10 protein-coding genes are annotated in these 15,044 nt (G+C 33.1%); all 10 read left to right on the top strand.

Translation table 11 applies throughout. The features are described from left to right. The 10 genes from AABL87_RS09910 (at position 1) to AABL87_RS09865 (ending at position 15,014) form a co-directional block, all read left to right on the top strand. On the top strand, positions 1 to 2,430 hold the full coding sequence (locus tag AABL87_RS09910) for an ABC transporter permease (RefSeq protein WP_341277278.1): 2,430 nt from the start codon (positions 1 to 3) through the stop codon (positions 2,428 to 2,430). 1 nt (position 2,431) lies between these two features. Beyond that, positions 2,432 to 4,867 (top strand): ABC transporter permease, encoded by a 2,436-nt coding sequence (locus tag AABL87_RS09905; protein ID WP_286384761.1) that lies wholly within the window; start codon positions 2,432 to 2,434, stop codon positions 4,865 to 4,867. Between the two features lies 1 nt (position 4,868). Next, on the top strand, positions 4,869 to 7,322 hold the full coding sequence (locus AABL87_RS09900; protein WP_016650286.1) for an ABC transporter permease: 2,454 nt from the start codon (positions 4,869 to 4,871) through the stop codon (positions 7,320 to 7,322). A gap of 19 nt (positions 7,323 to 7,341) precedes the next feature. Then, positions 7,342 to 8,172 (top strand): GIN domain-containing protein, encoded by an 831-nt coding sequence (locus AABL87_RS09895; RefSeq protein WP_006259792.1) that lies wholly within the window; start codon positions 7,342 to 7,344, stop codon positions 8,170 to 8,172. Positions 8,173 to 8,275: 103 nt separating this feature from the next. Next, positions 8,276 to 10,702 carry an ABC transporter permease gene (locus AABL87_RS09890; RefSeq protein WP_341277277.1) on the top strand — a complete coding sequence of 809 codons (2,427 nt, stop codon included), beginning with the start codon at positions 8,276 to 8,278 and terminating at the stop codon, positions 10,700 to 10,702. Next, the gene (locus AABL87_RS09885; RefSeq protein ID WP_341277276.1) at positions 10,695 to 11,990 is read left to right on the top strand and encodes a TolC family protein; all 1,296 of its coding nucleotides are present in this window, start codon (positions 10,695 to 10,697) and stop codon (positions 11,988 to 11,990) included. Before AABL87_RS09890 ends, AABL87_RS09885 begins: the two co-directional genes overlap by 8 nt. 117 nt (positions 11,991 to 12,107) lie before the next feature. Then, complete coding sequence (locus AABL87_RS09880) at positions 12,108 to 13,238, top strand: Mrp/NBP35 family ATP-binding protein (RefSeq protein ID WP_006259789.1); 1,131 nt, start codon at positions 12,108 to 12,110, stop codon at positions 13,236 to 13,238. Between the two features lie 21 nt (positions 13,239 to 13,259). Further along, entirely contained in the window at positions 13,260 to 13,499 is a 240-nt protein-coding gene (locus tag AABL87_RS09875) for a NifU family protein (RefSeq protein ID WP_006259788.1), read from the top strand. A gap of 118 nt (positions 13,500 to 13,617) precedes the next feature. Then, on the top strand, positions 13,618 to 14,670 hold the full coding sequence (locus tag AABL87_RS09870; protein ID WP_341277275.1) for an NAD(P)/FAD-dependent oxidoreductase: 1,053 nt from the start codon (positions 13,618 to 13,620) through the stop codon (positions 14,668 to 14,670). A 2-nt stretch (positions 14,671 to 14,672) separates the two neighbouring features. Next, positions 14,673 to 15,014: a 2Fe-2S iron-sulfur cluster-binding protein gene (locus tag AABL87_RS09865; RefSeq protein WP_006259786.1), complete on the top strand. Its 342-nt coding sequence runs from the start codon at positions 14,673 to 14,675 to the stop codon at positions 15,012 to 15,014. The last annotated feature ends 30 nt before the right edge of the window (positions 15,015 to 15,044 follow it).

Raw genomic sequence — 15,044 nt, 5'->3', positions numbered from 1 at the left:
ATGTTAAAGAACTGGTTAAAGATTTATTGGTACAATACGATGAAGTACAAGATGTATTTCTTGTTGACAGTAGTAGGGTTGGCGATAGGATTATCAGCTGTGATTATTTCGTATTTATATTATACTGAAGAAATGTCTTATGATACTTGGCACAAGGATAGTGATCGTGTATTTATGGTAGAGACTAAGTTTAGTGAAGAGGAAAGCTGGCCAATGTTATCTTATCCATTTGGCTCTAAATTAAAAGAAATGTCACCAGAAGTCGAAGCATATTCTTATGTAGATGATAGTTATGACGATGGAATGTTAGTGCATAATGGAGAACTGCTTGCTTATACCAAGGCTATTAGTGTACAGTCTAATTTCTTTACTGTATTTCCTTTTGAAATAGTAAGTGGAAGTCAACTACAACCTTTTGATGCTCCAAATCAAGCATATATAAAAGATACATATGTAGAATACTTATTTAAAGATAAAGATCCTATAGGGCAGACTATAGTAATATGGGATGTCTCTTATGTAGTAAAAGGAATATTTAAAGAAGCAAATACATTAAGTTCTATCAATCCTAATATCGTAATGAATGATTTAGATGAAAGGGAGAAAGAAGCTGTTGAAAAAGAGTATTGGGGAAACTACAACTCTGCTTTATGGATAAAAGTAAAGGAAGCTCAATCAAAAGAGATTATAGAAAAAAGGTTACTCGATATATATGATAAGTATGTCATGTTGCCTGAGGCTAATAAAAAAGGTATATCTGTAGACGAGTATAAAAGAAGTAGAGGGGAGCATTCTTTTGGTTTTTATTTACATGATTTAAAGGGACAACGCTTTGTTAAAATTGATGATATAAATGCACTTCCAGAAGGAAAAGCTAATGTTGATAGAATATATATTGCCATAGGTTTATCCGTGTTAATCATATTATTATCTGTATTTAATTATATCAATATTACTACAGTACAAGTGATGAATAGAGGTAAGGAAGTAGGGATGCGTAAGACTTTTGGTGCGAATCGTTTCATTCTCATGTATCAAAATTATTTTGAATCAACTATAACGGTGCTAATCTCTATAGTGTTGTCTTTTGTAATAGTAGAATTCTCTCTACCTAGTTTAAGAGTGTTTTTTGAAGCACAGTTGAGTTTTAATATACTAGATTTTATATTTCAACTAATCGTATTCTTAGTATTAGTAGTAGTCTTAGTGGGGACTCTTCCAGCATTCTATATTTCTAGTTTTAAAACAATAGATGTTTTAAAAGGGAATATGAAGAGGAGTAAGAAAGGTATGTGGTTTAAGAACATATTGTTAACAGTTCAGTTTATTGTTGCTTGTTTTTTTATTATAGGCTCTTTCATTATTTATCAGCAAGTGAGTTATATGTTGAAAAAAGATCTAGGATATAATGCAGATCAAATAGTAGCAGTGAAATACAACTTTAAAAAGGAGGTGACTAATCGGCTAGATGTGTATGAACGGCTAAAAAAGGATGTACTAAAGTTGAAAAATATAGAAGGTGTAAGTGCTTGCTTATTAGATATTGGTGGATATAGGTATGTGTCTTCAGGCTTTAGTTATAAAGAAAAAGATGTGCAACCTGGTATAGCAGCTATAGATTATGATTTCTTGGAATTATACCAGATTGAAATGAAAGAAGGGAGGATGTTATCAAAGGATTTAGCTAGTGATAGTATCCGGAATGTTTTGATTAATGAGAAAGCAATGTCCTTAATGGGAGAATTAGAGCCAATAGGACAAAATATCAAATGGAATGGAGGTGAGCATACTATAGTAGGGGTTGTGAAAAATTTTAATCTGATAGGACTTAAAGCAGATTATAGACCATTATTATTTGTTGCTCTATCTAATAATGGATGGGGGAAAGGTATGAAGGAGATGTCTATTAAAATAAAAGCTAATAAGGCAGAGGAAACAATGAAGGCTATTGAGGAGGTATGGAAGAAGCATAATATATCTGACTTACCTTTTACTTATGAGTTTGTAGATAAGCGTTTTGCACAGAGTTTTGAACGGTCTTTACAAGAACGAAATGTGTTCTTAGTATTGAATTCTTTAGTTGTTTTTATTGCTCTTTTTGGACTGTATAGTTTGGCATCATTTACGATTAACTCTAGGTTAAAAGAAGTTGCTATACGCAAAGTATTAGGTGCGAGACCTAAAGATCTGATACAGAAGTTAACAGGGCAGTACATTGTCTTTTGTTTAATAGGCTTTGGAATAGCTGTGTTTCCAAGTTATTACTTCTTGAATAAATGGTTAAGTGATTATGCTTTTAGAATAGAGATGAGTGTATGGCCATTTATATTTTGTTTTGTCATCATTATAATATTGACATTACTGATTGTTATCAGTCGTGCTTATAAAGCGACTAGAGTGGATGTATTAAAATATATTAAATACGAGTAGTATGATAAAAAACTGGTTAAAGATTTATTGGTACAATACGATGAAGCACAAGATGTATTTCTTGTTGACAGTCATAGGGTTGGCGATAGGATTATCAGCTGTGATTATTTCGTATTTATATTATACTGAAGAGATGTCTTATGATACTTGGCACAAGGATAGTGATCGTGTATTTATGGTAGAGACTAAGTTTAGTGAAGAGGAAGGCTGGCCATCATTATCTTATCCTTATGGAGAGGTTTTAAAGGATATTTCAGATCGTGTAGAAACTTATAGTTATTTAGATGCTCATTATCAGGGAGGTGTAGTGTTGATCAATGGAGAGTCTAAAGTTTTTGAAAAAGCTAGTTTTGGGCAATCAGCGTTTTTTGACGTATTCCCTTTTGAGATTGTACAAGGAAATAAAATAAAACCTTTTGATGGACCTAATCAGGTATTTATCAAGGATACTTATGTGAAATATCTATTTAAAGATGAAGAACCTGTAGGGCAAGTAATTCTTTTGTGGGGAAAGACATTTACAGTAAAAGGAGTTTATAAGGAAGCAGAAACACTGAGTTCTATAAATCCTAATATGGTATTTAATGTTTTGGACGAACGAGTAGAAAACGCTATAGGTAGTAATGGTTGGGGAAATTATAGTTCAGCACTTTGGATTAAATTAAAAAGTCCAGATTCAAAAGAGTTGATAGAGAAACAATTATTAAGTATATACGACGAAAAAGTGATTGCTCCTGTAGCAAAAAGCAAAGGACTCACGATAGAGGAACTAAAAAAAGAAAAAGATTATGTATTGACATTTTATTTACATGATTTAAAAGGACAACGGTTAATTAATTCGAATCAAAAAAACGCTTTGCCAGAAGGGATAGCGAATAGAAATAGAATTTATATTGCTATAGGTCTTTCAAGTCTTATCATGTTATTGTCAGTATTTAATTATATCAATATTACTACAGTACAAGTAATGAATAGGGGTAAAGAGTTAGGTGTACGTAAAGTATTAGGAGCTAATAAAGCAAGTACAATGTTGCAAAACTATTTTGAGTCAGCTGTAACAGTACTTATATCTATTATCATTTCTTTAGTTATAGTTGAATATGCTCTTCCTAGTCTGAGGATGTTTTTTAAAGCTAAATTGTTGTTTAATGTTTTGGAATTTGTGCCTCAGGTTTTATTGTTTCTAATAACTGTAATTTTTTTAGTGGGAACAGTGCCTGCGTTCTATATTTCTAGTTTTAAAACAATAGAAGTTTTAAAAGGAAATATAAAAAGAAGTAAGAAAGGAGTTTGGTTTAAGAATACATTACTAACAGTTCAGTTTATCGTTGCTTGTTTTTTTATCATCGGTTCTTTGATTGTCAATCAGCAAGTGAATTATATGCTTAACAAGGATTTAGGTTATAATGCAAATCAGATAGTAGGGGTACCGTATAACCTTAAAAGAGATCTTGTAGAGAATACTCTACCTATCTATAAAAGGCTAAAAGCAGATATTCTTAAAATAAAAGGTGTTGAGGGGGCAAGTGCGTGGTCATTGGCAATAGGCGGAAAAAATTATTCGTCTGTAGGATATTCTTATCAAGGCAAACAAATACAGGCAGGTGTAGCAGCGATGGATGATGATTTTTTAAAACTATTTGACATTAAATTAAAAGAAGGAAGAGCACTGTCTCAAGATTTTGCTTCTGATAGTATAAAAAATGTATTGCTAAATGAAAAGGCAATAACAATGATGGGTATTACTGACAATGCTTTAGGAAAAGAATTTGAATGGAATGAAAAGAAAGTTACTATTGTTGGGGTTGTAAAGGATTTTAATTTGTTTGGATTGCATGAAGATTATCGTCCAATGATATTTATGTCATTAGATTTTGAACAAGGATGGGGGAGCAATATGAATGAGATGTCTATTAAGATAAATACGGAGAATGTTAAAGAGACGATGGAAGCTATAGAACAGGTTTGGAAAAAACATAATATCTCTGATTCACCTTTTACTTATGAGTTCGTAGATAAGCGTTTTGCACAGAGTTTTGAACGGTCTTTACAAGAGCGCAAAGTATTTTTAGTCTTGAATTTATTGGTTGTTTTTATTGCTCTTTTTGGATTGTATAGTTTGGCATCATTTACGATTAACTCTAGGTTAAAAGAAGTTGCTATACGCAAAGTATTAGGTGCGAGACCTAAAGATCTGATACAGAAGTTAACAGGGCAGTACATTGTGTTTTGTTTAATAGGTTTTGGAATAGCTGTATTTCCCAGTTATTACTTCTTGAATAAATGGTTAAGTGATTATGCTTTTAGAATAGAGATGAGTGTATGGCCATTTATATTTTGTTTTGTCATCATTATAATATTGACATTACTAATTGTTATAAGTCGTGCTTTTAAAGCCACTAGAGTAGATGTATTAAAGTATATCAAATACGAATAGTATGATAAAGAACTGGTTAAAAATATATTGGTCTAATGTGCTGAAGAATAAAGTCTATTTTATTCTAACATTAGTAAGTTTAGGAGTGGGTTTTGCCTCTGTTATCTTGTCATTCGTGCATTACAGAGAAGAGTCATCTTATGATCAGGCGAATCCGAATAAGGATAATATTTTCACAGTAGAGTCTATTCTGAATGCAGATACGAGCTGGATGAAGTTACCATATCCTTTTGGTTCTAAGTTAAAAGAAGAGTCTTCACATATCATTGATTATACTTATTTGGATAATTATTATGGAGGTGGGACAATGACTGTAGATGGGGTGAAAAAAGGTGTAGAAAAGGTAGGATATGTAAAGTCTAACATCTTTGACTTTTTTCCTTATGAGATTGTAAAAGGAGATAAGAATAAGCCATTTAATGGGCCGAATACTGCTGTTATTACTGATGAGTATGCTAAGCAATTATTCAATGAAGAAGATCCGATAGGTAAATCTTTTGAATACAATAAGGATACATATGTAGTAAGTGCTGTGTATAAACTAGGGAAGAACAGGAATTCAATAATGGCAAATATACTGGTTAATGCAGTTGATCAATATGAGAAAGAGGGAATAGAGCAATGGGGTAATTATAACTCAACTATTTGGTTAAAGTTAGACGATGCTAAGTATACTACCGAAGTGGAAGGGCTAATAAAGGATATCTTGATTAAGCAAGTGTATGTATCGCTAGCGAAGGATGAAGGATTGAGTCTTGAGGAGTATATGAAAAAAGAAGAAGGTGTGACACTGGAGGAGTTTAAGAATCTAAAAAATAAAGGATATAAACTACATGTCTTAGCAACACAAAGAATGCAGAATAACTCTGACTTAAATGGTACTCCTGAGGGAGCAACTAATGTCGGGAGATTGAATATCATGATAGGCCTTTCTTTATTGATATTAGTATTATCTGTATTTAATTATATCAACTTAAGCACTGCCCAAGCGATAGGTCGTACACGAGAAGTTGGAATTAGAAAGACATTAGGTGCGACTAAGAAGAATTTGATATTACAAGGGTTATTTGAGACTCTAGTTACCTCTATACTAGCTTGTATTATTGCTTTTGTATTGATTGAGTTTACGATGCCATGGTTAAAAGTATTCTTAGATTCACAGATGGAAATAGAAGTATTTTATATACTACCATGGTTGCTATTGTTCATTGTGATTATTGTTTTATTAGTAGGTATTATTCCTGCTTTATTTACTGCTAGTTTTAAAACGTTAGAAGTTCTGAAAGGAGAAGTAAATAAGAGTAAGAAAGGTAAGACATTAAAGAACGTCATGTTAATAGTACAGTTTACGGTGGCTTGTTTCTTTATGGTTGGAAGTTATATAGTATATGGGCAGGTAACTTATATGTTAAATAAGGATCTTGGATTTAAAGGAGATCAGGTGGTGGTCATTCCTTTCATTAGTAAAGGTCCTTATGAGGAGAAGATTAATATATATCAATCTCTGAAAGAGGAGATCACAAGGCTCAATGGAGTAGAGAATATGTCTATCGCTTCGATCAGTATAGGGAGTAGTTATGGTAGTTCTTCAGGTTTTATACATAATGGAAATAGAATACAGGGTATTAATGTAGGAATGGACTATAATTATCTAAATACTTTAGATATAAAGCTGAAAGAGGGAAGAGGTTTATCACCTGAATTTGCGACTGACTCTATCTCTAATATATTGATTAATGAACGTACTGCCTATGAAATGAAAGAAGAGCATCCTATAGGAAAAACAATAGAGTGGAACGGTAATAAGCTGACAATAGTAGGTGTGGTAAAGGACTTTAATCTATATGGTCTTAAATCTAACTATGCTCCTCTAGTCTTCTTTAGTTTAAAAACAATTCCTTGGGTGGGATTAAATAGTAGACAGATTACAGTCAAGGTTAAAGGTGATAATGTTGAGAAGACAATGAATGAAATAGCGAAGATATGGGCGAACAGGGATATCTCTGACGAGCCTTTTAGTTATGAGTTTTTAGATAAGCAATATGCAAAGACATTTAATAATGTAAAGAAAGAGAGAGATATTTTCTTAACACTAAATGGAATAGTTGTGTTTATTGCTTTGTTTGGATTGTATAGTTTGGCTTCTTTTAATATTAATAACCGCCTAAAAGAAGTAGCTATTCGCAAGGTGCTGGGGGCTAGTTCCTCTAGCTTATTAAAACAATTGTCTGTACAGTATGTAGTGATGTGTCTAGTAGGTTTTGGTATTGCTATATTCCCTAGTTATTATTTCTTAAACAAATGGTTGAGTGATTATGCTTTTAGAATCGATATTAGTGTAGAACCATTTATCATTTGCTTGATTGTGATACTAATATTAACAGGCGTAGTTGTGTTCTTAAAGGCATGGTCAGCAACAAAGATCAATGTACTGAAATATATAAAATATGAATAACCATAAAACAAATTTAAATATGAAAAAAATAGTAATGTTCTTCTTATTAGTAGGAGGAAGTGTGTTCGCACAATCAAAAGAAACGCGTCAAGTTAGTGATTTTAAATCTGTAAAAGCTTCTCAAGGAATAGAAGTGAACTTTACTTATGGAGGAGCTAAGAGTGTAGTAGTGGAAGTAGAGAAATCTGAGAATATGAAAGATGTCAAGACAGAAACGACAATTACTGGAGGGTTAGATATCTTCATTGATCAAAAAACTAATAAAAAATGGAAGAACGGTATCAATATTAGAGATTTTGGAAAAGTAGTAGTTACTATAAATAACCCTAGTTTAGAAGAGGTAAGGTTGTCTTCTTCTGCTAAGTTTAACTTATTGAACAAAGCTGTTGCTAAATCATTTGATGTAAAAACGAGTAGTTCAGCAAGGTTTAGAGGAGAGTTAGTACAAGCAGATAACCTATCTATAGAGGCAAGTTCTTCTTCTAAAATAGAAGGTAGTTTTGAGGTGACAAAGAAATCATCTGCAAGTGTTAGTTCTTCAGCAAGTGTAGATATTTCATTAAAGACTAAAACTGGGGACTTCGGAGCTAGTAGCTCTGCTAGGTTGAGTTTATCTGGGAATGCTGATTCTGTGAGCGCTTCTGCTTCTAGTAGTGGTTCTATTAAAGGATCTAGCTTTACAACTAAAACACTAGAAGGTAAAGCTAGCTCATCAGGTTCTATGGTGTTTAATGTAACTGAGGAGGTATCTGGTAGAGCGAGTTCTTCAGGACGTGTTCAATATACAGGAGGAGCTAAGATAGTTAGTTCAAACACTTCGTCTTCAGGACAAGTAAAAAATATAGATTAATTCTTATAGCTTCTAGACTAGTGATAGATATGTTTATAATGATTATCTATCACTTATCTTAGGATATATGCATTGGGCAGTGTAATACTTCATCCGAATACTTATGATTAATAATTGGTTTAAATTATACCTGAAACATTTCTGGAAGAATAAGGTGGTTTCAATTCTAAATATTTTAGGATTAGCTGTTGGTATGACAGCTGTTATACTTGTATTGTTGTTTTGGCATAACGAGCATAGTTATAATCACTGGAACCCTTTTAAAGAGAGAGTTTATGAAGTTGAAGGAACATCAGAGTCTTTCTTTAAGAATTGGTTTCCTGCACCTGTAGCTAACAATTTAGACAAGTTATCAGATATTGTAGAGGCATATAATTTTAGCTTTACATTTGACGATATTTCAAGTGTTGAGGTGGATGGACGTAAGGAATTTCTCTATGATATTGATGAAAAGCAAGCTAATTTTTTTGAATTCTTTCCTTTCGAGACTATTTATGGTAGTGCAGAAGAATATAAGACGAATTATAAAGATGCTTTAGCAATAGATATAGACCAATCGGAGCGTTTGTTTGGTAAAGGTATTGATCCAATAGGAAAGACAGTTATATTGGAAAATGGAAAGGTATTGTCTATTCGTTTTGTTTATCGTATTCCTGGAAATAGTTCAGTTAATTTTAAAGGGTTGACTTCATTCGTTACGGAAGATCAGATTGCCAATAATAAAGAGAATAACTGGGGAGATCATAATTACACTCTATTACTCAAGTTAAAAGAAGGCGTTCAGATTAAAGATGTCCAAGAACGTATAAGAGATGTGATTTATGACGATGTCTTCCAGATGTATATGAAGAAGGAGTCCATGACTTTAGAAGAGGTGAAGAAGAACTTTAATGCTAATGCTATACTTAATTTTAATTCATTAGATACAATTCATTTAAACCCAATTTCAAAAGGGTTAGGAGGAGGAGCAGCAGCTTCTAAGGTATTGAATATAATGATGACATCTTCTGTGTTATTGCTAATGTTGAGTATTATAAATGCAGTTAATTTAGCTTTAGTAAACAGTTTTAAACGTGCAAAAGAAATTGGTATAAGAAAGGCAATTGGTGTTACAAGATGGCAACTATTTCTACAGTTTATCTTCGAATCTATTATTTGCGTATTACTAGCTTTAGTGATTGCCTTAGTGCTTGTTGAGATATTGTTACCCTATTTTAATTTGTTGGTTAATAGAACTATGCCCTTCCATGTTTGGGTATTTACTTTGCCTATTTTAGGAATTGTCTTAGGAGTTGTTTTATTATCTGGTACATTACCAAGCTTGTTCTTATTGTCGTTTGATACATTAAAAGTGTTGAAAGGAAATTATTTAAGAGGAAAAGCGGGTGTTAGTCTTCGAAATATGTTTCTGATTCTACAATTTGTAATCGCCTTTTTCTTTTTGTCAACGGCTGTTTTTATAGATAAACAGGTAGAGCATATTCTTCAAGAGGATTTAGGTTTTGATGGAGATCAGGTTGTTAATATTAATTTTAAAATTAAAGATATTCAGAGGCGAAATGATCTTTACTATGATATTGAGTCTGATTTAAAAAAGATTAAAGGAGTAAAAGAAGTAACACTTCATTCAATGATTATTGGAGGTGGGTATAATAGTGCTTCAGGAAATAGAATAGGAGAAGCTTCTGTACAAAGTAACAACGTTCCTGTAGGATATGATTTTTTGAAAGTATTTGATGGAGAATTGAAAGAAGGACGTTTTTTTGATCGTAGTTTGGCGACAGATAGTATTAGTAAAGTTGTTGTTAACGAAACATTTAAATCAACTTTTAATTTTTCAGATGGAATACTAGGAAAAAAGATTAAATGGAATGGAAAAGAGTTTGAAGTTATTGGTGTTGTAAAAGATATGAAGGTAGAAGGGGTTAGTCAGAGTACTAATCCTGTAACTTATTTTATGCCTAATTCAGTGGATTGGTTTTATCATTTAACAGATCATATAGCGGTAAAAATAGATACTAACAATACGCAAATAACCTTACAAGCTTTAGAAGAGTTTTGGAATAAGAGAATTGATTCTACCTATCCAATACAATACAAATTTGTCAATGAAGACTTTGCTAAAAGTTACCAAAAGACGTTATATCAACGTACATTATTTGTGTGTTTGATGGGGGTATCAGTATTTATAGCCTTGTTCGGTTTGATGGCAATCGTGTCCTTTAGTATTGAAAGTAAATTAAAAGAAATTGCTATTCGAAAAGTGCTAGGAGCAAACTCAATTAGTTTGATTCTGAAATTATCTGTGCGTTTTATTATGTATTGTCTAATTGGATTTATCCTATCTATTTACCCGGTGATTTATGTGATGAATATATGGTTGGAGGACTTTGTTTATCGTATTTCGATTACCGTGTTACCATTTGTTATTGCTTTTGTAAGCTTAATGCTTTTTTCAATGTTGTTAGTGTTTTGGAAGGCTTATAAAGCGACACGTATTGATGTTTTAAAATATATAAAGTATGAGTAAGAGTTGGTGTTTAGTATTGACTATTTTGTTTAGTATTGCAGGAGTAGCTCAAGAGCAGTGGACTTTGGAGGACTGTGTAGAAAAAGGAAAAGAGAATAGTTTAAGATTGATGGTGTCTGCTTTAGAGACTAAAGTTGCTGAAAGTAGAAAGCAAAGTGTGGCTTCTTATTATTTGCCCGACATAGGGGTGAACGGGGCACAGTCTTATAATTTTGGATCTGCTATTGATCCTGTTACGAATAGTCGTGTGAGTTCTAATATTCAGTCTACAAGAGCTTCATTAGATGCTGGAGTTACATTATTTGACTTTAGTAATTTTATACAATACAAGAAAGATAACCTAGCTATTGATTATGCTAAATTAGAGAATGAAGAAGTCTTATTTCAATATCAGACTGCTATTCTTGAGTTATTTTATGAGATTATAGGTTCACAGTCTTTTTTAGAAATACAACAACAACAATTAATTAACAGTAAGGCTAACTTAGAGCGTGTACAGAAAGAAGTAGAAGCTGGTGCCAAACCTAAAAGTGATTTCTATGATATAGAATACATCTATCACAGTGAGACTATTAGTATAGAGCAGACAGAGAATACTTTATTGAATCAGAAACTAAAGCTACTTCATTTATTAAATATAGAAGATTTAGGAGTGAATGAGTTTAGTGTGGTACAAAAGGAGGAATCTATAGCACAAATAGAAGGATATGAGTTTAATCCAACACTAGAAAAAACTAGACTGAAACAACAAGTTTTAGAACAAGAGAAGAAACTGATTAGGTCTAAGAGTTTACCTCGATTAGTAGGGAATTATCAATATGGTTCTTTCTATTCAAAACCCTTTAATAGTGATATAGAATTGCGTACTAATTCTTTCTCAAAACAGATGGGAGATAACAAGAGTCAGTACGTTAGTTTTGGATTGAGTATACCGGTATTTCAAGGTGGAAATATACGTAGACAAGTAAGAGTGAAAAATGAAGAAATACGTTTGAATACCTTGCAAATAAAGGAGAATGAAGTTAATCTAAACAATCAAATTACAGAGCTAAAAGCAGAAATTGCACAGTTAGAAAATATCGCAAAACAGCTTCAAAAAAGTATTGAGCTATCAGAGAAATCATTCAGTACAACACAAGCAAAGTATGAGAATGGAAAGGTTGATATTTTCTCATTTAATGCTGCAAAAAATCAATTATTGAGCTCTCAATTTGCTCTGATTAAGAACGCTTATAATCGTTCTTTTATGGAAAACAAGCTTAAACTTTTCAATACAAATACACTATAAATATTAGTTATAACATTATTTGTATTTAGAATATATTAACATTAAAAGTTCAAATATTCCCACTATATTTGCGTTAGTCAGAATTTATATTAAATTGTTGAAAACGAATCGCATATAATGAAATTAGATAGAAAAGAAATCCTTAAGGCTTTAGAGAGCATTTCTCTAGCTGGAGAAGGAAAGAATATGGTGGAGAGTGGAGCTGTAAGTAATGTAATGACTTTCGGAGACGAAGTAGTAGTGGACTTAGTACTTAGTACGCCAGCTTTACACATTAAGAAAAGAGCAGAAGTTGACGTGATGAAAGTAATTCACGATCAAGTATATGACAAGGCGAAAGTAAAAGTAAATATAAAAGTAGAGGCTCCTGAGAAGCCTGAGATTAAGGGAAAAGCTATTCCTGGTATAAAAAACATTGTTGCTATTTCTTCTGGTAAGGGGGGAGTAGGTAAATCTACAGTTACTGCTAATTTAGCTGCTAGTTTGGCTAATATGGGCTTTAAAGTAGGAGTGTTAGATGCAGATATCTATGGACCATCTATGCCAATTATGTTTGACGTAGAAGGAGCTAAACCTATTTCAGTAGAAGTAGAAGGGCGCTCTAAGATGAAGCCTGTATCTTCGTATGGAGTAGAGATCCTTTCTATCGGATTCTTTACAAAAGGAGACCAAGCTATCATCTGGAGAGGACCTATGGCTGCAAAAGCATTAAATCAAATGATTTTTGATGCAGACTGGGGAGAACTAGACTTCTTATTATTAGACTTACCTCCAGGTACAGGAGATATTCACTTATCTATTATGCAGTCTCTTCCTATTACAGGGGCTGTAGTGGTATCTACACCACAGGCAGTAGCGCTAGCTGATGCTAAAAAAGGAGTATCAATGTTTATGTCAGAGAGTATCAATGTTCCTGTATTAGGTATCGTTGAGAATATGGCATACTTCACTCCAGAAGAATTACCAAATAACAAATACTATATCTTCGGTGAGAATGGTGCTAAGAACTTAGCAGCAGACTTAGATGTTCCTTTCTTAGGAGAAGTACCTATCGTACAGAGTATCCGTGAGGCTGGTGATTATGGTCGTCCAGCAGCGTTACAAAACGATACTATCATCGCAAAGGTATTCGAAGATTTAAGCAGAAATGTAGTAGAACAAGTAGTGTTGAGAAATGAGTCATTACCTGCTACTGAAGCTATCAAAATTACAACTATGGCAGGATGTTCATCAGTTGCTAAAAAATAAGACTTAATACAAGAAAAATATATGGCATCACAAACTATAAAACAGAATGTAGAAAAGGCGTTAGATGAGATCCGTCCATTTTTACAAGCAGATGGTGGAGATATCACTCTTATTGATATTCAAGATGACAAAGTTGTACAAGTTCGCCTAGAAGGCGCTTGCACGGCTTGTAGTGTTAATCAAATGACCTTAAGTGCTGGAGTAGAGACTACGATTAAAAAGTATGCTCCAGAGATCGAATCTGTAGTTAATGTGGGATAAAAATAACATAGTCAATCTTGAGTAATTTAAGGCTTTATTAGCATTAGTTACTTAAGATTGACTTTTATCATTTTTAATAAATTTCGCAAAGGATACCTTTGCACTAAAGAACTACATCATGATTGAGACCGATATAATAATTATTGGAGCGGGCCCTACTGGTCTGTTCGCTGTATTCGAAGCAGGATTATTAAAACTAAAATGCCATCTTATCGATGGACTTCCACAACCAGGAGGACAGTTAACAGAATTGTATCCTAAGAAACCAATCTTTGATATTCCAGGATATCCTAGCGTTGGAGCTGGTGAGCTAGTAGATAATTTAATGGAACAAATAAAGCAGTTTCAACCTGGCTTTACATTAAATGAAGTAGCGGAGAATATTGAGAAGTTAGAAGATGGTACGTTTATCGTGACAACTAACAAGGGGACAAAACATCATGGTAAAGCAGTTGCTATCGCTGGTGGTTTAGGATCTTTCGAACCTCGTAAACCAGAGATAGAGAATCTTGCATTCTATGAAGATAAAGGAGTAGAATACTTCGTTAAAAAACCAGAAATGTTCGCTGGTAAGAAAATAGTTATTGCTGGTGGAGGTGACTCTGCTCTAGACTGGAGTATTTTCTTAGCAGATGTAGCCGCTGAAGTAAGTCTGGTACACAGACGTAATGAATTCCGTGGAGCATTAGACTCTGTAGAAAAAGTACAGGTGCTTAAAGACCAAGGAAAGATTAATATGTTAACTCCAGGCGAAGTTGTTGAGTTAAAAGGAGCAGATAAATTAGAAGCAGTCGTTGTGGAAATCGAAGGAGAGAAACGCGAGATAGCTTGTGATTATTTTATTCCATTATTTGGTTTAACACCTAAGTTAGGACCTATTGCAGATTGGGGATTAGAGATTGAAAAGAATGCTATTAAGGTTAATAATGCATTAGATTATCAAACAAACATACCTGGTATTTACGCGATTGGTGATATCAATACTTACCCAGGTAAGTTAAAATTAATTCTATGTGGATTCCATGAAGCTACTTTGATGTGTCAGAGTGTGTTCAATATGTTGAATCCAGGTAAGAAATTTGTATTAAAATATACTACTGTATCAGGTATCAACGGATTCGATGGTACACGTAAAGAAGCAGAAAAAGCAGTAGTGAAATCTATAGACTAGTTATGGCTGAGGATATTAAAGTAACCATTATCGATCGCGAAGGTGAGACTCACGTTATAGATGCCCCAACAGATATGGGGATGAATATGATGGAAGTTGTTCGTGCTTATGAACTAGCAGAAGACGGTACATTCGGTATATGCGGAGGTATGTTGATGTGTGCTTCTTGTCAATGCTATATGATTAATGGAGATGAAGTAGAATTACCAGAGAAGGGTGATGAAGAAGACGCACTGTTAGATTCAGATGCTCGTAATGTTAAACCTACTAGTAGACTAAGTTGTCAGATACCTGTAGATGAGAAGGTAGAAGGATTAGTCTTCGAAATCGCACCGATAGGATAAATAGAGATTTAATATATCTTAATAAAATAA

Origin of the sequence: Myroides sp. C4067, assembly GCF_038039665.1 — a bacterium.
Lineage (GTDB): Bacteria > Bacteroidota > Bacteroidia > Flavobacteriales > Flavobacteriaceae > Flavobacterium > Flavobacterium odoratimimum.
The sequence above is the reverse complement of the archived record's forward strand: the minus strand, read 5'-3'. Positions and strand labels throughout refer to the sequence as shown.